Raw genomic sequence first — 19,645 nt, forward strand, 5'->3', positions numbered from 1 at the left:
GAAACGAGGGCAGCCCTGTGGGCGCCAGCGGAATGTGGGGTCACCGCGCGGTCCGCATCTGATGGTGTCGACGTCAATGGTATACGGGTGCACCATCGACGTCTTCAATACAGAAAATATCAGTGCGGAGTGTTCTGAAAAATAACTTCAGGGCGGGCCCTGGGGTAACTCGGCAGGGAGAGTGCGATTCCCTGATCGCTCACTTAATTTAATAAGAAATTGAGTGAGGCCGGAGCTTTGGCTCCGGCCTCCCCATATAAGGGCTCGGCAAAGCCGAGCCACCAAATATATATCAGCCCCAGAACATGTTTGAGAACTGTGTCCGGAGTACATACTCCTAGGGCCGGAATGAGGTTGCTTTCCAACGCATTCCGCAGGGGGCGGCATTATTTTGTAGCGCGAAGCGCGGAGCAAAATAATGCCGCATGCCCGAGGACGCGTTGGAAAGCAACCTCATTCCGGCCCGAACAGGTCAGTTTACCTGCGCATTTACAAATTCGTAAACTTTTTTGAAAAAAGTGCTTGCACAGTTCTCGAATCATAGGTTATTATCTTCCTCGTTGAACGCGCGGGTCTAACAAAACGAACCGCGAATCAACAACATAGCATGTCGGAGTGGCGGAATTGGCAGACGCGCTAGCTTGAGGTGCTAGTGACCGCTTTTTGGTCATGCGGGTTCAAGTCCCGCCTCCGACACCATCGCATTTGAGAAGCCTCTTCGGAGGCTTTTTTGTTACCGATAGACGGTGGGGTCCACGATGGAAACGCTTGAACGCAACGAGTGGGCAGACGTTGCCCAACTAGTCGAGATCACGAGCGATGCTGTCATCATCTGCGAGCTCGACGGAACCATTCTGCATGTGAATAATCGCTTACTTGGTTTGATGTGCGAGGAACGCGCCGACGTCATCGGTGGAGATGTTAAAGACGTCCTGTACTCGTCCGCTTTTGAACGTGCGACGGAACATCGTCTGCCATTTGAAACTGATGGCTCCGAGAACGAACTGATGCTCAAGCTGAGTGACGGCTCCTTTATCCCCGTCTTGGTTCGTGCGGGCTCCGTAACGCCTCCACGCATCTTTGGGCGCCGCGCGCCACGTGTCCTGGTGGCGCTCCATAGCATCGAAGAACAGTATTCGCACGACCGTCAGCTCAAGCGTGCTCTTTCGGAGCTTAGAGTGGCGAACAAGCGCCTCTCTGGCACGCTCTCGGTCATTATGAGTACCGTGGGCTCCGATGAGCTGCCCAGCCTACTTGATACCGTTTTGAACCAGCTTGTAGGAACGCTCGATGCTTCGGGTGCTGCTATCTATTTTTCGGAGAGCGGCGGTTTTAAACTTCGCGGTGTTTCCAAGGAGCTGTACGACAGCTACCTGCCTGAGTTTTTGCCGTATGGCGCTGGCATTCCGACGTATGTTCTTCGTGAGTCGCGTGCCTGTCGCTTGTCGATTCAACAGGACCTTGAGGGTGATAAGGCCGCCTCCGGTATGTTTATGGACCTGGACAATCGTTCTAAGCACCTGTTGCGTATGCAGGATATGCCTCCGTACCGCAGCGAGATCTGTCTTCCCGTTTTTTACGGTACGCAGATCCTTGGCGTGCTGGAAGTTGGTTGGAAACGCCCTCAGGCACCGCTCGCCTATGACGTTAATGTACTCGAGGTCATTTGCGATTACTTGTCTATCCAACTGGTCGGCATGGCATCGAGTCTTCGCTCCCGTCGCACGGCCGAGCTTGGCCGCTCGCTCAATGTCTTACGTGATGAGTTGTTTACCTTTCTAGACGATTCCGTCGCGGCTACCCAGGCGGTATCGTCCGAGATCTGCAATATGCTCAACTGCCATTTTTGCCCTGTTGAGTATGACGCCAGTCTGGATTCCTACGTCATAGATTTTGAAGGCGGCAGTCGCGTTGCTTTGCCGGACGATCCCGAGAAGCTTTTCTTTTCCACGACGGCGCCAGCGGCACGTCTGGGGGCTGGCCCTGATGGCTTTGAGGCATCTGTTTTGGGCGGTACGAGTGCCGAGGACCTTAAACACGTCCGTATAACTCGCGTTGACGAATCGATGCCTATGGGAGGCTGGCTTAGGGCGCATGGTCTGCCTTGTCAAGGTCTCTACGTCGACTCCGGCATCGAGGCGGGGCGACCACGCTCTAAGGGTGATGGCAAGCACAGTAACGACGCAATTGTTCCTGCTTCTGTTGCGAAGAGCCCGACGACGCGCGCGCTACTGCTTCGTGATGGCAGCCAAGAGCCGATTGATGACCTTGAATATGACTACTTGGTGCACTTGGCGCATGACTTTGAACTGATCTACGAAGGTGAATCTCAAAAGCGCGAGGAGCGTCATATCGCTCAGACACTTCAGATCGGCATGAGAAATTCCCTGGGGGATGTTCCGGGTATCGCAACCGATTCGGTGTACCTGTCGGCCACGAACTCGGCGTTGGTCGGCGGCGATTTCTATACGCTCATCCGTCTTCCCGACGACTGCGCCGTCATGATTCTGGGTGATGTGTCTGGCAAAGGCATTGAGGCCGCATCGATGTCCGCGCTCGTCAAGACGGCCCTGACGGCATATGCGTGGGAGGGCGCTGGACCGGCCCGCATGGCACGCTCCCTTAACAGTATGCTCATGGGCTTTTCGAGGGTCGAGACGTTCGTGACAGCCTTTATCGCCAAGATTGACCTGAAAGCCGGACGCGCAACGTATTGTTCGGCGGGCCATCCTCCGACCATGGTCATCAGGCCAGAGTCGATGCCACTGGGTGGCGGCGAGGCTCGTGGGGGAGAGGTCGAGCTACTTGGATGCCAATCGGGTGTAATCGGTGCCTTTGAGAGTATGGTGTACGAGACAGGCGTGTTTACGTTCGCCCCCGGCGACATGCTCTTCATGTATACGGATGGAACGATTGAGGCCCGCGACCGCACCGGAGCGTTCTTTGGCGAGCAGCGCTTGCGCGATCTTCTGCTTTCTGTTTCGGGGGAGGGCGTGTCGGGCATTTGCGGCAAGGTCTTGGGCGAGCTTGACCGATTTACCGAATCGGCGCTGGACGATGACATTGCATTGGTGTCCCTTGAGTTTTTACGGGGTCGTTCATAGACGGCGCTGAACGGGCTGAATCCGCACGGTTGGGGAAACGAATGCATCGAGTGGGCTTTTTTGGGGAACCATGGTCGTATGAATGAGTGGAATGACATAGCGGTTTTGACGCCACCAGGCGATATCGACATCGCCACGGTGCCTGCGCTGCGTCGGCGGTTGGATGCTTTGATTGGCCGCGGCGTGCGTCGTGTTGTCATCAACTGTCAGGCTGTTAGCTTTATCGATTCGACGGGCTTGGCATTCCTGCTTACGCGCGCTCGTGAGCTCATGAGGCGAGAAGGCCTGCTTTCGCTCGTCAATGCATCAGGTGAAGTTGTTCGCTTTTTGGAGATTGCTCGTCTTGTCGATATCCTTCATGTCGCGGGGCCGGCACGGGAGTCTATTCCCGCCATTCCGGTGGGGGAGCTGCCTCGCTGGAGTAAGAGCGTCGAGGTCCGTCAGGGTATCGAGAATCTTCCATACTACCGACATCGCATCGCCGAACTCCTTGAATCGCTTCCGTTGCGCCGTGACGAGCGCTACGATGTCGCATTGGCGTCGGGGGAGGCGCTGGGTAATGCCTATGACCATGCGGGCGGTATCGGGTGCGTCCTGACGGTTCAGGCCTATGGCGATCGCGTTGTGGTTGAGGTGCTTGATCGAGGTGCCGGCTATTCTATCGATGAAACGAGCGAGCCGGTTGCATCTGAGGAACGCGGCCGTGGTATCAAGCTTATGCGTATGCTCGTCGATAACGTGGAGGTTGCTCGTCGTACGGACGGCGCCGGCACGCGCGTGCAGATGGTGAAGCTGTTTAGCGGAGCGCTGGAATCGTGTGCCTAGCCAATCGCTTTAGCGCGTTTGGCTATTAAGAACATGCGGCAGACAAGTTTTTTGAAAAAAGTACTTGCGTCTTTTGGACAACTCGCGTAAATTAATAACCCGCAAGCGGACATGGCTCAGTTGGTAGAGCACAACCTTGCCAAGGTTGGGGTCGCGGGTTCGAGCCCCGTTGTCCGCTCCATTGCATTTCCGGACCGTTTAGGCGGTTCTTTTTCGGCGAAGTGGCCAAGTGGTAAGGCAGAGGCCTGCAAAGCCTTTACCCCCGGTTCGAATCCGGGCTTCGCCTCCAGGCAACATCCGGGCGCTCCGGCGCCCGTTTTGTTTTACATATGCGGACATGGCTCAGTTGGTAGAGCACAACCTTGCCAAGGTTGGGGTCGCGGGTTCGAGCCCCGTTGTCCGCTCCAAACGTAACAGCCCGACTACTACGGTAGCCGGGTTTTTTCGTACCCGTCGCCTGGGCTCGAACCCGCGAGGGAGCGATCGTTTTGGGGCGTGGCTGTGGCGTTGTTTGTCGCGAATGTCCGCTTTGGGCGTATCATCGTGGGCATCTCGCATAACCTCGTTGCAAGGGAGATACGCCCCATGGCTACAGAAAAGTCTTCTTCGCGCTCATGGATGTCCGATGCCGCGATCTATCAGATCTACCCGCGCTCGTTTAAGGATTCGACTGGTTCGGGTCTGGGCGATATCGCGGGCATTACCCAGCAGATGGACTATCTTGAGCGGCTGGGTATCGAGGCCATCTGGCTGAGCCCGTTTTACCCTTCGCCTCTTGTCGATGGCGGCTATGATGTGGCGGACTACTGCGATGTCGACCCACGTCTCGGCTCGCTTGACGACTTCGATGACATGATCGCTGCGGCTCACGCGCGCGGCATCAAGGTCATCGTCGACATCGTGCCCAACCATTCATCCAACCAGCACCCCTGGTTCAAAGCCGCTCTTGCCGCCGGCCCCGGATCGCCCGAACGCGCCCGTTATATCTTCCGCGATGGTCGCGGCGAGCATGGCGAGCTGCCTCCCACCAATTGGAATGCCAACTTTGGCGGCCCCGCATGGGCGCGTGTTGCGGACGGTCAGTGGTATCTGCACATGTTTACGCCCGAGCAGCCGGACTTTGACTGGTCATGCCCTGAGGTTCACGCGCTCTTTTGCGACGTCCTGGCGTTTTGGAGCGATCGAGGCGTCGACGGCTTTCGCATTGATGTGGCGCAGGGTCTCGCCAAGGATCTCGACCGCGATGACCTCGACCGGTGGCATCTCGCCGAGGGCGATGACATGGTTGACGACGGCACCCATCCGCTGTGGGACCGCAATGAGGTCCACGAGATCTATCGCGAGTGGCGCCGCGTGTTCGACCGCTATAATCCGCCGCGCAGTGCCGTTGCCGAGGCGTGGGTGCTGCCCGAGCGCCAGTATCTCTACGCGCGTCCCAGCGAGCTTGGCCAGACATTCAACTTTGAGTTTGCCAAGGCCACTTGGACCTATGATGACATGCACACTGCAATCGAGAAGGGCTTGAAGGCAGCCGTCGAATCCGATTCCGCCTCGACCTGGGTACTCTCCAACCACGACGTGCCGCGCGTGGCGACACGCTATGCCCTGCCGCAAATCAAGGCGACGCGCTACCACCAGATTGCGCTCGACTGGCTCTTGCGCGACGGGTCGTCTTATGACGAGGACCGTGAACTCGGCGAGCGCCGCGCGCGGGCGGCCCTTTTGCTTGAGCTGGCGCTTCCGGGCTCGGCATACGTGTATCAGGGTGAGGAGCTCGGCCTTTTTGAGGTGGCTGATATCCCGTGGGCTGCACTCGAAGACCCTACTGCGACCAATACGCACGGACCGAAGCGTGAGAAGGGGCGCGACGGCTGTCGTGTGCCCCTGCCGTGGGTGGCGGCGGACGATCCCGCGCATGGCGGATCGTTTGGGTTTTCGCCGGCAGACGCCGACGCGGCGCCCCATCTGCCGCAGCCTGCATGGTTTTCCGATTATGCTGCCGATAGGGAAGAAGTGGACCCGACATCGATGCTTGCGCTCTATCGTGACGCCCTCTGGCTGCGGCGCAAGCTGCGCGGGTGCGCCAACGATCTTGCGTGGCTCGATCTTGACGGGCGCACCGGTCTTGCGGATGGTGCCGAGGGCGCTGAGGGCGGCGTCATCGCCTATCGTCGCGATAACGGCTGGGCGTGTGTGACGAACTTCGGTGCAGCACCCGTGGAGCTGCCGGCGGGCAGGGTCCTGCTCACCTCATCACCGCTTGCAGACGGCAGGCTCGCGCAGGACAGCTCTGCCTGGATCATGCTCGGTGAGATGTAGGGGCATCTCGCTGCGAGCCTGCGTTTGTTCGCGCCTTTCGTGACGACTGATGCCCTCGCGAGAGCGTCGCAAAACTTTTCAAAAAAAGTTCTTGCATAGGATGCGGGCATCACGTAAGATTAATCCTCGTAAGCGGACATGGCTCAGTTGGTAGAGCACAACCTTGCCAAGGTTGGGGTCGCGGGTTCGAGCCCCGTTGTCCGCTCCATTTGGGCGTTTAGCTCAGGGGGAGAGCGCTTCCCTGACACGGAAGAGGTCAGAAGTTCAAATCTTCTAACGCCCACCAAATGTTCGCAGCTCAGAGGCTATGTCCTCTGAGCTGTTTTGTTTTGCTACCAAGCACGCCGTCAAATATGCCAGCAAATATTGATCCAAGGTTCCCGTAGAGGTGCCGGCAGGTTGCATACGTCCTGGCCGACCGTGACCGCAACATGTTGGTCAAGCACAATCTTTTGGATTCTTTTGGCGTGAGCGGTTTGGTTTTGGTAGGATTTGTCAGCGGCTTGACTAAGGGGGTTTTATAACTGCCATGCAGGTAGCCGTGTTGGTAACGTTTTACCGACTTGCCAAGAACCCCTCATTTTTAATGCGTCTGCAAAATGACTAATTGCTTTGACCTGCTGAAACACTATATGTTGTGTTTGACCTAAAAAAAGAATACAGGATATAGATGCGTCTTTGTCGTATGATAGATGGCGGACAGAGAACGAAGACCTTAACTGCCTCTTTTGAACGTGTCCTTGAGCCGCTTGATCGGCTCCAGGGAATGTCCGCATGGAGGCTTATGGTTTATCGAGAACACAGATTGCGCGACGGCGCCGCAAGACAGGGGCAAGCCCTGCCGGGTATCGTTTGGCTCTGAAGCGCGATGAGGCTACGATGCGAAAGAGGCAAGAGGATGAAGATCATCAAGCGCAGCGGCACCGAGGTTGTCTTTGACATCGATAAGATCGTCAATGCCATCCGCGCCGCAAACTTGGAGGTCGAGGAGAGCTCTCGTCTTACCGACCGCCAGGTGGTTTACGCGGCACAAAACGTCGCCGAGGCATGCGAGAACGCGGGCCACACCGTGTCGGTCGAGGAGATCCAGGATCTGGTCGAGGACGAGATCATGCGTCTCGACTGCTACGAGGTCGCTCGCCATTACATCATCTATCGCTATGTTCAGAGCCTGAAGCGCCAGAAGAACACGACCGACGACAAGATTCTGTCGCTGATTGAGTGCAACAACGAAGAGGTCAAGCAGGAGAACTCCAACAAGAACCCGACCGTCAATTCCGTTCAGCGTGACTACATGGCCGGCGAGATCTCCAAGGACCTGACCCAGCGTGTGCTGCTGCCCCAGGAGATTGTGGATGCTCACAATGAGGGTTTGATTCACTTCCATGATTCGGACTACTTTGCCCAGCACATGCATAACTGCGACCTGGTGAACCTGGAGGATATGCTCCAGAACGGTACTGTTATCTCGGGTACGCTGATTGAGAAGCCGCACAGCTTCTCGACCGCCTGCAACATCGCGACGCAGATTATCGCCCAGGTTGCTTCCTCCCAGTACGGTGGCCAGTCGATTTCGCTGACCCATCTTGCCCCGTTCGTCGAAGTGAGCCGTCAAAAGATTCGTGGCGAGGTCGCCCGCGAGCTCGAGGAGCTCGGCGTTTCCGCATCTCCCGAAAAGGTCCGCGAGGTTGTTGAGGATCGCCTGCGTGACGAAATCCGTCGCGGCGTTCAGACGATTCAGTATCAGGTCGTGACCCTTATGACCACCAACGGCCAGGCGCCGTTCGTGACGGTCTTCATGTATCTCAACGAGGCTCGCTCGGCGCAGGAGAAGCACGACCTTGCCATGATCGTGGAGGAGACGCTCCGTCAGCGCTATGAGGGCGTTAAGAACGAGGCCGGCGTGTGGATCACCCCGGCGTTCCCCAAGCTTATCTATGTACTCGAGGACGATAACGTTTACGAGGACTCCCCGTACTTCTACCTGACTCAGCTGGCTGCGAAGTGCACCGCCAAGCGTATGGTGCCCGACTACATCTCTGAGAAGAAGATGCGCGAGCTCAAGCTGTCGAAGGGCGAGACCGCGGGCAACGGCGACTGCTATACCTGCATGGGTTGCCGCAGCTTCCTGACGCCCGACCGCTCGGGCAACGGCTTTAACAACGTTGCCAACGCGCTGAACTACGACCCGAACAAGCCCAAGTACTATGGTCGCTTTAACCAGGGCGTCGTGACCATCAACCTGCCCGATGTCGCGCTGAGCTCGCACCAGGATATGGATAAGTTCTGGAAGATCTTCGACGAGCGCCTTGAGCTGTGCCACCGTGCCCTGCTGTGCCGTCATGAGCGCCTGATGGGTACGCTTTCTGACGCCGCACCGATTCTGTGGCAGTACGGCGCCCTCGCTCGTCTGAAGAAGGGCGAGACGATCGACAAGCTGCTCGTGGGCGGTTACTCCACCATTAGTCTGGGTTATGCCGGCCTGTACGAGTGCGTCAAGTACATGACGGGCCACAGCCACACCGAGAAGGAGGGCACGCCGTTTGCCATGGCCGTCATGCAGCGCATGAACGACAAGTGCGCCGAGTGGAAGGCCGAAAGCGATATTGACTTCTCGCTGTACGGTACCCCGCTTGAGTCGACGACCTACAAGTTCGCCAAGTGCCTGCAGCGTCGTTTTGGCATCATCCCGGGCGTGACGGACAAGGGCTACATCACCAACAGCTACCACGTCCACGTGTCCGAGGAGATCGACGCCTTCGATAAGCTTAAGTTTGAGGGCATGTTCCAGCAGCTTTCGCCGGGCGGTGCCATCTCCTACGTCGAGGTTCCCAACATGCAGGACAACCTCAAGGCTGTCATTCGCGTGATGCAGTACATCTACGACAACATCATGTACGCCGAGCTCAACACCAAGAGCGACTACTGCCAGGTGTGCGGCTACGACGGTGAGATCAAGATTGTCGAGGATGACGGCAAGCTGGTGTGGGAGTGCCCTAACTGCGGCAACCGCGATCAGGAGAAGATGAATGTTGCCCGTCGCACGTGCGGCTACATCGGTACCCAGTTCTGGAACCAGGGCCGAACCGAGGAGATCCGCGACCGCGTGCTGCATCTCTAATACCGCTCCGGGGCTGAGCCGGGAGGGCCGCTTGGGCATTTGCTCGCTATTTCGGACAGTCCTGCGCAAGACGAAGGCCACATTAAGTGGCCTTCTTTGCGTGCGGAACTCATATCGAGCAAAAGCCCAAGCGGCCCTCTCGGCTCAGCCAAGTTGACGTAGCTGAGATACGGCATGCGGTCTGCTCACTCCTCGAAGTTCTAAGCGGAAATGAGTTGACTTGCAACAACGCTTTGCTTGCGATGGCGGTTGAGTTGCAACAAGGTTTTTATTGGACCTCGAACCCTATACTCGATGTTCGCTTCGTTCATTGAGTTACCCTTTGCATGAGGCCGGGACATATCGTCCCGCCCGCAGTTTCGCAGGCCGAAGGCCGAGAATGTTTGAGGACGGGATGATATGTCCCGGCCTCCCGGGAGAGTTACCTATGAATTACGCGAACATTAAGTATTTCGACATTGCTGATGGGGAAGGCGTTCGTACTTCTCTGTTTGTGAGCGGGTGCCGTCGTGGGTGCAAGAACTGCTTTAACTCTGTCGCGTGGGACTTTGCTGCGGGTGAGCCGTTCGATTGTGCCGTCGAGGACAAGATTATCGAGAGCCTCGACCATCCCTTTATCGATGGCCTGACGATTCTGGGCGGCGAGCCTATGGAGCCCGAGAATCAGGCGGGGCTTGTTGACTTTATCGAACGCGTGCGTGCGGCCTATCCCGCGGGGTCGGGCAAGACCATTTGGTGCTTTACCGGCGACGTGCTCGAGGAGCTTATGCCGGGTGGTCGTCACCATACCGAGGCGACGGACCGTATCCTTGCCTGCCTCGATATGTTGGTGGATGGCCCGTTTGTTCAGGATCTGTACGATATCTCATTGCGTTTTAGGGGCTCGAGCAATCAGCGCGTGATTGATATGAACGCCACGCGCGCCCGTGCTGTGCGCGAGGGCGTTGCGCTTTGCGACGCTGTGGAGCTTTGGCGGGACGATCCGGTCTATTCGACCCATACTATGTAGCTTGTGGCCGATGCCAAAGGGCGTGGTACCATAGCGCGAACGCAAAATCGGAAAAGTGAGGCCCAGATGGTCGATCAGGAAAAAGTCGAGGCCGCCATTAAGCTGTTGCTTGAGGGCATAGGCGAGGACCCAACTCGTGAGGGCCTGCTGGAGACCCCGGCGCGCGTTGCCCGTATGTATGGTGAGATCGCCGGTGGTATGGACCAGAGTGCCGAGGAGCACCTGTCCAAAACCTTTGCCGTCGCTTCGAACGATTTGGTTATCGAGCGCGACATCACGTTTTACTCGCTGTGCGAGCATCATCTGCTGCCGTTTTACGGCAAGGCTGCCATTGGCTATATCCCCAACGGCCGTGTCGCAGGGCTTTCCAAGCTCGCCCGCACGGTTGAGGTTTATGCCCGCCGTCTACAGCTGCAGGAGCAGCTGTGTGCGCAGGTTGCCGACGCTCTCATGGATTATCTCGCTCCCCAGGGAGCGATTGTGCTCATGGAAGCCGAGCATATGTGTATGACCATGCGCGGCGTGCAAAAGCCTGGCACCAAGACCGTGACGCTCGCTCGCCGCGGCGTCTTTGAGACCGATCCCGCGCTCGAGGAGCGTTTCTTTAGGATGCTGGGACGCTAACTATGAGAGTCGTCAACGACTTTACATCGAAGACCGATGAGGGGACGTCGCGTCGCGGCTTTATGGCTTCGGGCCTGACTCCCTTTGGTGCCATGCCTCGCATTGATTACATTTGTGCCAACGGGCTGTTCCGTCGGCACCTGGGCAACATTGCACAGTTGGAATCGGGGCGCATCTTCTGCCGCCACGGTATTGACCATCTGCTCGATGTCGCTCGCATTATGTGGATCAAGAATCTTGAGGAACAGCTCGAATTTGACCGCGAGGTCATCTACGCCACGGCACTTCTTCACGATATCGGCAAAGATGAACAGTATGAATCGGGTATATCCCATGATGTTGCAAGCGAACGCGTCGCTGATGCGATTCTCGGCGGCATGCCCGATGATGTGGCGTTTGAGCCGGCCGATGCCGCAGCCATTAAGACGGCCATTCTGGGCCATCGAAAGCTGCGCGTGAACAGCCAACCGCTTGAGCGTCTGCTCTATGCAGCCGACAAAGCGTCGCGCGCCTGCTTTGCATGCCCCGCGCGCAATGCTTGCAACTGGAGCGATGATAAAAAGAACCTGTCGATTCGCGTGTAGTTAGTTTGCGCGGTCGGGGTTCTAAACGAAGGAGACGATCGCGATGAGCAACAAGAAACTGCCCGAGAATGCAACCAAGACTGAAGGCGCCGAGCTCGCCCGCCGTGGAAGGGGCGAAATATCCACCGCAACGGCGGTACCCCACGTGAGCTATGACGATCTGCGCCATGCCGACCGCATCACCGTTGAAGGTCTTGAGGTTTTTGCTAACCACGGCGTGTATCCCGAAGAGAACGCGCTGGGCCAGAAGTTCATCGTGTCCTTGGTGCTCTATGCCGACCTGCGTGCAGCGGGGGAGCACGATAACCTGGACGCCTCGATTGACTACGGCTCGGTGTGCCACGATGTCGATGGCTATCTGCGAGAGCATACGTTTAAGCTCATCGAGGCTGCAGCCGAGGGTGTGGCCCAGATGCTGCTACGTCGTTACCCCCTGCTGCTTGGCGTGCACGTTAAGCTCGATAAGCCTTGGGCGCCCGTCGGTCTTCCCCTGGCAAGCTGCGGTGTCGAGATCGAGCGCGTGCGCTAACCGGTTCTAATACGTCTCTATGGGTGGCTGCTTGAGTCGCTGAGACAGTGCTCTATTGTTGGGGCAGTATGTGTCGAGCAGGGCGTGAAACCGCTGATTGTGGCTTGGCTCGAGCAAGTGGACGAGCTCGTGGGCGACAACCATGTCGAGACACTCGATGGGATAGGCGGCAAGTTCGCGTGCGATGCGAATGGCTCCGGTCTTGGGCGTGCATGATCCCCAGCGCGTTTTCATGCTGCGCACGGAGACGCGGGCCACGGCGACACCCATTGCGATTTCGTATGCGTGCACCATATCACGCAGCGCCGATGTGACTTCGGACGTATAGAGCTGGTCGATGTGGGTTTGGAGTTCTTTGGGCGTTAGGCCGTCGAGGGCTGTGCGCTGCTTTGCCTGCGTGCACCCACTTGGCTCGTCGGTACCCATAAAGCTTGCGAACGTGGCTTGTTTGGGCCGCGGTGCGGGGGGCTCAAAGTTGTGGTCGAGTGCATCCTGAACGGTGATGGGTTTGCCCCAAAGCGCAATGATGGACGAGGGACTGAGCGGCTCTCGCGTCGTCGCCTGACGTTGCTCGCGTTGGGCAAGTCGGCTGATAATCCAGGCGCTGTTGCGCTTCACAAACGCTTCGATACGCTCGCGGCTGGCGCCGAGCGGTGCGCTGGCGTGGACCTCGCCGCTCGATGTGACGCGTAGGTTGAAGTTCTTGACGCGCTTTTTGGTAACGATGACGGGGATGGGCGTCCCATCCGGTCGGGATACGGAAATCGTAAACTGCTGCGTCAAAAGCGGTCCTTCAGATTGGGGACGGGCCGGCATGTCGACCGTTCGGCATGCCGGCCCGCTCAAGGGGTGTGAAATTAATAACGCTCAAAGAAGGCGAGGGCATTATCGCTGCAGAGCTTCTGCATCACAGTCTTGCCAAAATGCTTGGAAAGCATGTTCTGGAACTTGGGCATCATGCTGGCATCGGAGAGGAAAGCGGGCACCGTGGCACCGTCCCAGTCGCCGCCGAGCGCGATGACGTCCTCGCCGCCCAGGTCGAGCCAGTGTTCGATATGTGCCGCTAGCTGGTCGAAGGTGACGTCTGCGGCGGTCTTGTCGGTTGCGTCGTTGGAAAGGAACTCGCTGCAGTAGTTGAGGCCGACGATGCCACCCATGTCGCGAATGGTGCGGAACTGGTCGTCGGTAAGGTTGCGCTTAACGCCGCAAACTGCACGGGAGTTGGAGTGGCTGGCGACGAAGGGGCGCGTGGCGTGGGCGACAACCTCGTCAAAGCACTCGTCGTTGAGGTGGGAGACATCGAGTACCATGCCGGCGTGCTCCATCTGCGTAAGTGCCTCGATGCCGGCGGCGGTGAGGCCGGCGTGGGTGTCGTGGCCGCTCGCGAGCGGTCCCTGCGCGTTCCAGCTGAGTGATGACATGAGTACGCCCAGGCTCTTGAGCACCTCGATCAGTGCGGGGTCCTCGGCAAAGAACGTGGCGTTTTCGATGGTGTGGATGCAGGCGACCTTGCCGTCTTTGAGCGCAGGGCGAATGTCAGCGGCGCTGCGCACGTTGACCATACGGTCGTGGTTGAGCATTGCCTGGCCGCTCATGTGCGCCATGATCTGCGCCTGGAAGCGCGCGGCGTGGGCGGTGGGAATCTCGTCGGGGACAAACGTGGCGAAGCACTGTGCCCACGGCGTGTTGCCGATCTTTGCGAGCGAGATGGCGCAGGCGTTGCCCTCGATGAGGTCGAAATCTTGCGGATGCGTTTCGTCGCCGGGGAAATAACCGTCGGTGCCGGCGGTAAAGCGCAGGTCGAGATCGAGCGTGGCCCAGCCGATGCGGTCGGCGGTGTCGCAGTGTAGGTCAAATACGGGATATGCCATGGTTCCTCCGGTTGCAGCGTTTCTTTGCAAACTGTCATTGAATTGTATGACTAGGGTATAGTTAGCGCCATATGTTCACGGCGGCCCGCGTTGTGCGCCGCCCTTATCACGGAGGTTGCCATGTCCAACCAGGGCAAGAAGGTCAAGACTCATTATCGCGGCACGCTCGACGACGGCACGCAGTTCGATAGCTCCTACGATCGCGGCGAGCCGCTGGAGTTCACCTGTGGTGCCGGTCAGATGATCAAGGGCTTCGACGCCGCCGTTGTCGATATGCAAGTGGGCGAGAAGAAGACCGTGCACATTCCTGCTGCCGATGCCTACGGCGAGCGCAATCCCGAGATGGTTATTACCTTCCCGGCCGAGCAGGTTCCCAACATCGAGCAGATCGAGAAGGGCATGAAGCTTTTCCTGTCCACGCCGAGCGGCATGCCCGTCCCCGCTGTGGTCATCGACGTAACGCCCGAGGCCGTGACGCTCGATGCCAACCACGAGCTGGCCGGCAAGGACCTCAACTTTGATATCGAGCTCGTCGAGGTCGAGGGTTAGAGTATGCCTGAGCGCTTGGTTTCGACGACATGCTTGGGAAATCTCAACGATCCGTCCTATGAACTCCTGCTTCGCCGGAAGCTGGGCGGCGTCTTTGAAGTTGACGAGCTGCTGCTCGATTGGGACCAGGCTGATGTATGCGCGTTTGTGGGCGTGACGGAGCTGGGGCGCACGGTCGATGTTCGGCTGGATACTGCCGACGGCGGTCGTCTTGTCGACGGCGACGTGCTCGCCGCCGACCGTTCGGGCGTGGTGCCCGTGGCGGTTGTCGTGCGCCTGCGCAGCGCCGAGGTTTATTTGGTCGAAGTTGACCGCATGGACCCGATTGCGCTCGCGCATGCGTGCTGGGAGATCGGCAATATGCATGCGCCGCTTTTCCGAGGCGATTCGGACGAGCATACCGTGCGCATGTATACGCCGGTACAGCCTGTTTTGGGCCGCATGCTCCGGGGCGTCGAGGGCGTTCGGCTCTCGACGGTTACCCGTGAACTCGATTCGGACCGGCGCTTTGCGTCGAGTGCGGCGGATGCCGTTGTGAGTATGGCTCCAGACTTTACGATCGTAAAGAAGGCGCGTGGTTAACGTGCGTATAAGTAAGACGGACTTTGAGAGGCAACTATTCAAAGTCCGTCTTTCTGTTGTTGAGATGCTGTGGGGGAAACATATGGGTCTTGAAGGAATCAAGCTGATTGCATGCGATTTGGACGGCACGTTGCTGCATCCGGGGGAGCGCGAGCCGCGTCCTGAGGCCTTTGAGCTTATCGATGAGCTGCATCGTCGCGGTATCGTGTTTATGCCGGCGAGCGGCCGTCAATATGCGAGCTTGCGCTATCTGTTTGCCCCGGTGGCCGATGAGCTCGCCTATGTATGCGAAAACGGAGCCCTGGTGATGAGCGAGGGACGTGCCGCTGTCAAGCGTTCCATGGAGCGTAGCCTTGCTATGGATATCGCGAATGCCGTGGTTGCGTATCCCCATGCCGACGTGACCCTTTCATGTGAGGGTCACCTCTACACCATGAGCGGCAACGATGCGTTCGTCGACCATTTGCGCTATGAGGTCCACTGCGATGTGGCGGTGGTCGACCGCCCCGAGGATATCGAAGAGGACGTCATTAAGATTGCCTTCCAGACGCCCGAGGTGAATCAGCCGGCGGCCCTGGAGTATTTCGAGCGCCTCTTTAGCGACCGTGTTGACGTGATGACGTCGGGAACCGAATGGACGGACTTTATCGGTTTTGGTTCGGGCAAGGGCTCCGCGCTTGCCGATTACGGTCGCGCCCTGGGTATTTCGCCCGATGAGATGATGGCGTTTGGCGATAACGAAAACGACCGCGACATGCTCAACGTCGTGGGCCATCCCTATCTGATGGAGAGCTGCAACCCCTCTATGCGTGGCATTAACGACCGCGTCCGCTACGTGCGCACGGTCGAAGAGGAATTGCATCGCCTGCTCGCTGAGTAGATATTTGGGACATGCCTAGAAATCTATTTTTTGCTGCAAAGCGCGGAAAGGTGGATTTTAAGGCATGTTCCGAACATCTACCTACAGTCGGGGCAGAGACCCTCGAAGATGGTGTAGTGCGACGTGACGTGCCAGCCGATTTGCTCGGACGCCTTGGCGTCGAGCTGGGCATCGAAGGGGAGCGGTACGTCGATGACGCGGCTGCACGAGGTGCAGATGATATGCGCATGCGGCTCGATCGTGCGATCGAAGCGGCTGCCGCCCGGCGTCTTGATGGAGAGGATCTCGCCTGCGTCGGCCAAGAGATTGAGATTGCGGTAGACCGTACCGCGGCTGATTTTGTCATCCTGCGCGCGCACGACGTTGTAGATTTCGTCGGCGGTGGGATGGTTATAGCTTTGGCGCACGGCGTCAAGAACCAGCTTTCGCTGCCTGGTATTCCTTCTTTGCACCGCCATGCGCCTCGCCTCTTTTCTATTAACGGTCGTAGGTAAATGATACCGTATTTAGCACACAATACTAATAATGAGGACTGAAACCGTCTTCATTGGCAAGTGGGGCTCGGGCCTGGGCGTCTACGAGGCGAAAACGCGTTCCCATGCGCTCGTAGGAGGCATGAAGCGCCTCGAGATGAGATAGGACGTTTGCCGGATCTCCCTGTATCTCCATCTCGACTGAGCCGTCTTCCATGTTACGCACCCAGCCGGTGAGTGCGCGTGCCTGTGCGAGGTTGGTGTTGGTAAAGCGAAAACCAACGCCTTGGACTTGCCCCGCCCAGCGCAGGAAATAGCGCAGGGGAGTGTCTTGAGTGGCCTCGTCGCTTGCGAGTACGGTAAGCCTGCGGCGCAGCTCGAGCTCGACGTTTGATGGTTTTTGAGGCTCTCGACTGCCGCCGGTGACGCTGGAGAAGAACGTATCGAAGAGGCCCATCGCTATGCCTGCTTGCCTGCGTCGGCCGGGAAGGTAATGCCGGCCTGCTGGCGCACGGCATCCATGATGCGCAGTGAGACGAGCGTGACATCGCGGTAGTGGCCAAGCTCGTGACGTCCCGCCGGGGTCTCCCAAATCTCTTCCTTGACGTTATCGATGCCGCCGATGGCGGTGATAAAGTCTGCGAGTTCGTATTCCATAGTGTTGCTCGATTTGGGCAGGTCGAGCACGCGGCCGTCGTCGCCCTGTTCGCGCGGTGCCTCGGTCGCCGAGCCGCGTACGACATCGCCGCGATAGTCGATGCGGACGTTGCGGGGCGTGGACAGATGGTCGATCTGGATAGTGCCGTGCTCGCCTTCGATCTGCGAGGGCAGCAGGTCATTCGTAATTTTGGAGTGCGCGAGCTCGACGGAGATGCGGCCTCCGCCATAGCTGGCGAGGATGGAACCGCAGCCGTCGATGGGGCCGTGCGTGAGCTGTCGCGTGGTGGGGTCGAGCAGAGTAGTCATGCTCGTAAGGCCGGAAGGCATGCCGAAAATCTCGACCATGGGCTCGACGGCGTAGACGCCAATGTCCATGAGGGAACCCGATGCCATATTGCAGTCGAAGATATTGGTGGCGCGTCCCGCGAGAATCTCGTTGTAGCGCGAGGAATACTTGCCAAAGCGCAATGAGGCGCGGCGGATGGGGGCGATCTCGCCCAGGGCGTCCTCGATGGCGTGGAAGGCGGGATCGTGGAGGGGACGCATGGCCTCGAGAGCCACGACACCTGCTGCCTCGGCAGCGCGGAAGACTTCCAGCGCCTGCGCTTCGGTGGCGCAGAAGGGTTTCTCGACGATGACGTGCTTGCCACCGGCGATGCAGGCAAGGGCCTGCTCGTAGTGAAGTGCGTTAGGGCTGCCGATATAGACGGCGTCGACGGCGGCGGCTGCCGCGAGCTCATCGAGCGACGTAAAGTTTCGCTCACCACCGCGCTCGGCGGTAAAGGCAGTACCGCGATTGGCGTCGCGTGAAAGCGTGCCCACAAACGCGGCTTGGTCGTTGGCGTTGACGACTTGGATAAAGTCGTCGGTGATCATGGATGTGCCAATGGTCGCGATGCGCAGCATACGTCCCCCTTGCGTTGTTTGGTCTACAAGATGAGTGTAGCGCGTGGGGATATAAAGCTGCGCGAAAACGCTATTACAGGTCGCTCTCGTTAAAGCCGGTGTCGATATCGAGGTTGCTGCCGTCGGCCGCCGTGGTGGCGAGCTCGTCGCAGCGCTCGTTGAGCTCGTGGCCGGCATGTCCCTTAACCCAGATGAACTCAACCTTGTGCTTACTCTTGGCGGCAAGCAGGCGCTCCCACAGGTCGCGGTTCTTGACGGGCTGCTTGTTGGCAGTTTTCCATCCGCGTTTTTTCCAGCCGTCGATCCAATGTTTATTGAAAGCGTTGACGACGTACTGCGAGTCGGAATGGACTTCGACCTCGCAAGGGCGGTTGAGTGCCTCGAGCGCCACGATAACGGCCATGAGCTCCATGCGGTTGTTGGTGGTCTTGGCGTAACCGCGCGAAAGCTCGGAGGTAAAGGTCTTGCCGGCGGGGTTGGTGTATTTAAGTACGGCGCCGTAGCCGCCGCGTCCCGGATTTGATCGGGCCGAGCCGTCGGTATAGATGATGACCTTCACATGGTTCCTTTCGTTGGGTACGTTTCGTGTGAGTGACCATTGTAGCGCCATGCCCGCCGGGGGCTAGCAATCTACGGTTTCTACCCCGTCTTCCGACGGTTAGTTGGCATGGATGATGCGGTTGAGCTCGTCGAGGTATTGCTGCAAGAGGGAAGAGGGCTTGCGCTCGTTGTGCATGATATAGCCTACGTGCATCGTTGGGGCGTCTGCTAACGGGATCGATGCCATACCCCATTGCATTTCATTGGAGAGGACACCGGTCGACAGGGTGTAACCGTTCGACGTGATAAGTAAGTTAGTAAGTGTTCCGCGGTCCGAGATTCGTATGTTGCGGTCGCAAGGGATATAGCTAAAAGGTTCCTCGGCGTAATAGAAGGAGTTTGAGGTTCCCTGCTCAAAGCTGTAGCGCGTATAGGGTGTAAGGTCGGCAAGGGACAGCTGAGGGCGGCGTGCGAGCGGGTGGCGCTCGCTAACGAAGACGTGGACCGTCGCGTCGAAGAGGGGATGGAAGCTTGCGCGGGCATCGGCGAAGGCTTTCTGCAGAACGCGGGCGTTAAAGTCATCCAGATACAGAATGCCGATATCGCTGCGAAATGCGCGGACGTCATCGATGATCTGCGATGTGGTGGTCTCGCGCATGATGAACTCGAACTTGCTGTCGCGGCAGCGCTCGACCACGTTGACAAAGGCCTCGACCGAAAAGGCGTAGTGCTGGGCGGAAATGGCGAGGCGGGCTTGCGGGGTGCCGCCGTCCTCGTAGCGCGCCTCGAGCATGTCGGCCTGCTCTACGACCTGGCGCGCATAGCCCAAAAGCTCGGTGCCGTCGTTGGTGAGCGTGACGCCGCGGCTGGAGCGCGTGAAGATCTCCAGGTGGAGTTCCTGCTCCAGGCTTTTGACGGCGTTTGAGATGTTGGACTGAGCGGTATAGAGGCGCTGAGCTGCGGCGTTGATTGAGCCGGACTCTGCCACGGCGATCAGAAAACGAAGCTGCTGGAGGGTCATCGGCGCCGTCCTTTCGAGCGTTATCTGCAAAACCGATAACAGGTTAGC

Annotated in this window: 18 protein-coding genes and 6 tRNA genes; 17 read left to right on the top strand and 7 right to left on the bottom strand. The window is 58.3% G+C overall.

The genetic code is table 11. The features are described from left to right. Window positions 1-609: 609 nt before the first annotated feature. From AAAX35_RS06735 to folB, 14 genes are all read left to right on the top strand, one after another. A tRNA-Leu gene (locus AAAX35_RS06735) sits at window positions 610-699 on the top strand. A gap of 59 nt (window positions 700-758) precedes the next feature. Continuing rightward, a complete protein-coding gene (locus AAAX35_RS06740; RefSeq protein ID WP_349117151.1) occupies window positions 759-3,104 on the top strand; it encodes a SpoIIE family protein phosphatase in 2,346 nt (781 codons plus the stop codon). 78 nt (window positions 3,105-3,182) lie between these two features. Then, window positions 3,183-3,929, top strand: coding sequence for an anti-sigma factor antagonist (locus tag AAAX35_RS06745; protein WP_055286928.1), 747 nt, complete (start codon window positions 3,183-3,185; stop codon window positions 3,927-3,929). 105 nt (window positions 3,930-4,034) lie between these two features. Then, a tRNA-Gly gene (locus tag AAAX35_RS06750) sits at window positions 4,035-4,110 on the top strand. Window positions 4,111-4,144: 34 nt separating this feature from the next. Further along, window positions 4,145-4,218 (top strand) — tRNA-Cys (locus tag AAAX35_RS06755). 42 nt (window positions 4,219-4,260) lie between these two features. Beyond that, window positions 4,261-4,336: transfer RNA gene (locus AAAX35_RS06760), tRNA-Gly, on the top strand. A 178-nt stretch (window positions 4,337-4,514) separates the two neighbouring features. Beyond that, window positions 4,515-6,248, top strand: a complete 1,734-nt coding sequence (locus AAAX35_RS06765; RefSeq protein ID WP_349117152.1) for a glycoside hydrolase family 13 protein — start codon at window positions 4,515-4,517, stop codon at window positions 6,246-6,248. Window positions 6,249-6,380: 132 nt separating this feature from the next. Continuing rightward, window positions 6,381-6,456 (top strand) — tRNA-Gly (locus tag AAAX35_RS06770). Window positions 6,457-6,459: 3 nt separating this feature from the next. After that, window positions 6,460-6,534 (top strand) — tRNA-Val (locus tag AAAX35_RS06775). Window positions 6,535-7,146: 612 nt separating this feature from the next. Further along, window positions 7,147-9,369 (top strand): anaerobic ribonucleoside-triphosphate reductase, encoded by a 2,223-nt coding sequence (nrdD, locus tag AAAX35_RS06780; RefSeq protein WP_349117153.1) that lies wholly within the window; start codon window positions 7,147-7,149, stop codon window positions 9,367-9,369. A 427-nt stretch (window positions 9,370-9,796) separates the two neighbouring features. Next, window positions 9,797-10,378: an anaerobic ribonucleoside-triphosphate reductase activating protein gene (nrdG, locus tag AAAX35_RS06785; protein ID WP_152067922.1), complete on the top strand. Its 582-nt coding sequence runs from the start codon at window positions 9,797-9,799 to the stop codon at window positions 10,376-10,378. A 66-nt stretch (window positions 10,379-10,444) separates the two neighbouring features. Next, entirely contained in the window at window positions 10,445-11,002 is a 558-nt protein-coding gene (gene folE, locus AAAX35_RS06790) for a GTP cyclohydrolase I FolE (protein ID WP_022094399.1), read from the top strand. Between the two features lie 2 nt (window positions 11,003-11,004). Continuing rightward, window positions 11,005-11,586: an HD domain-containing protein gene (locus AAAX35_RS06795; protein ID WP_199583454.1), complete on the top strand. Its 582-nt coding sequence runs from the start codon at window positions 11,005-11,007 to the stop codon at window positions 11,584-11,586. A 43-nt stretch (window positions 11,587-11,629) separates the two neighbouring features. Then, entirely contained in the window at window positions 11,630-12,115 is a 486-nt protein-coding gene (folB, locus tag AAAX35_RS06800) for a dihydroneopterin aldolase (RefSeq protein WP_195624795.1), read from the top strand. 6 nt (window positions 12,116-12,121) lie between these two features. Here the strand turns inward: folB and AAAX35_RS06805 are convergent, their stop codons facing one another. Then, on the bottom strand, window positions 12,122-12,898 hold the full coding sequence (locus tag AAAX35_RS06805) for a SprT family zinc-dependent metalloprotease (RefSeq protein ID WP_349117154.1): 777 nt from the start codon (window positions 12,896-12,898) through the stop codon (window positions 12,122-12,124). Between the two features lie 74 nt (window positions 12,899-12,972). Continuing rightward, a complete protein-coding gene (locus AAAX35_RS06810; protein WP_195239169.1) occupies window positions 12,973-13,986 on the bottom strand; it encodes a membrane dipeptidase in 1,014 nt (337 codons plus the stop codon). A 120-nt stretch (window positions 13,987-14,106) separates the two neighbouring features. Here AAAX35_RS06810 and AAAX35_RS06815 point away from each other — a divergent pair, with 120 nt between their 5' ends. From AAAX35_RS06815 to AAAX35_RS06825, 3 genes are all read left to right on the top strand, one after another. Continuing rightward, window positions 14,107-14,535, top strand: a complete 429-nt coding sequence (locus AAAX35_RS06815) for a peptidylprolyl isomerase (RefSeq protein WP_117855062.1) — start codon at window positions 14,107-14,109, stop codon at window positions 14,533-14,535. 3 nt (window positions 14,536-14,538) lie between these two features. Beyond that, window positions 14,539-15,117 carry a hypothetical protein gene (locus AAAX35_RS06820; protein WP_349117155.1) on the top strand — a complete coding sequence of 193 codons (579 nt, stop codon included), beginning with the start codon at window positions 14,539-14,541 and terminating at the stop codon, window positions 15,115-15,117. 82 nt (window positions 15,118-15,199) lie between these two features. Further along, window positions 15,200-15,997: an HAD family hydrolase gene (locus AAAX35_RS06825; protein WP_195239167.1), complete on the top strand. Its 798-nt coding sequence runs from the start codon at window positions 15,200-15,202 to the stop codon at window positions 15,995-15,997. 77 nt (window positions 15,998-16,074) lie between these two features. On the opposite strand, the gene AAAX35_RS06830 is transcribed toward AAAX35_RS06825, so the two are convergent. The 5 genes from AAAX35_RS06830 to AAAX35_RS06850 all read right to left on the bottom strand — a co-directional run bounded on the left by AAAX35_RS06830 (window position 16,075) and on the right by AAAX35_RS06850 (window position 19,597). Continuing rightward, on the bottom strand, window positions 16,075-16,455 hold the full coding sequence (locus AAAX35_RS06830; RefSeq protein ID WP_172677978.1) for a transcriptional repressor: 381 nt from the start codon (window positions 16,453-16,455) through the stop codon (window positions 16,075-16,077). A gap of 61 nt (window positions 16,456-16,516) precedes the next feature. Further along, window positions 16,517-16,927, bottom strand: coding sequence for an acylphosphatase (locus AAAX35_RS06835; protein WP_195239166.1), 411 nt, complete (start codon window positions 16,925-16,927; stop codon window positions 16,517-16,519). A 2-nt stretch (window positions 16,928-16,929) separates the two neighbouring features. Continuing rightward, window positions 16,930-18,036 carry a Gfo/Idh/MocA family oxidoreductase gene (locus tag AAAX35_RS06840; protein WP_349117156.1) on the bottom strand — a complete coding sequence of 369 codons (1,107 nt, stop codon included), beginning with the start codon at window positions 18,034-18,036 and terminating at the stop codon, window positions 16,930-16,932. A gap of 73 nt (window positions 18,037-18,109) precedes the next feature. Next, window positions 18,110-18,646 (bottom strand): ribonuclease HI, encoded by a 537-nt coding sequence (rnhA, locus tag AAAX35_RS06845; RefSeq protein ID WP_195239164.1) that lies wholly within the window; start codon window positions 18,644-18,646, stop codon window positions 18,110-18,112. A gap of 48 nt (window positions 18,647-18,694) precedes the next feature. Next, window positions 18,695-19,597, bottom strand: coding sequence for a LysR family transcriptional regulator (locus AAAX35_RS06850; protein WP_152067913.1), 903 nt, complete (start codon window positions 19,595-19,597; stop codon window positions 18,695-18,697). Between the last annotated feature and the right edge of the window lie 48 nt (window positions 19,598-19,645).

The organism is Collinsella sp. CLA-ER-H11 (assembly GCF_040092445.1).
Classification (GTDB): domain Bacteria; phylum Actinomycetota; class Coriobacteriia; order Coriobacteriales; family Coriobacteriaceae; genus Collinsella.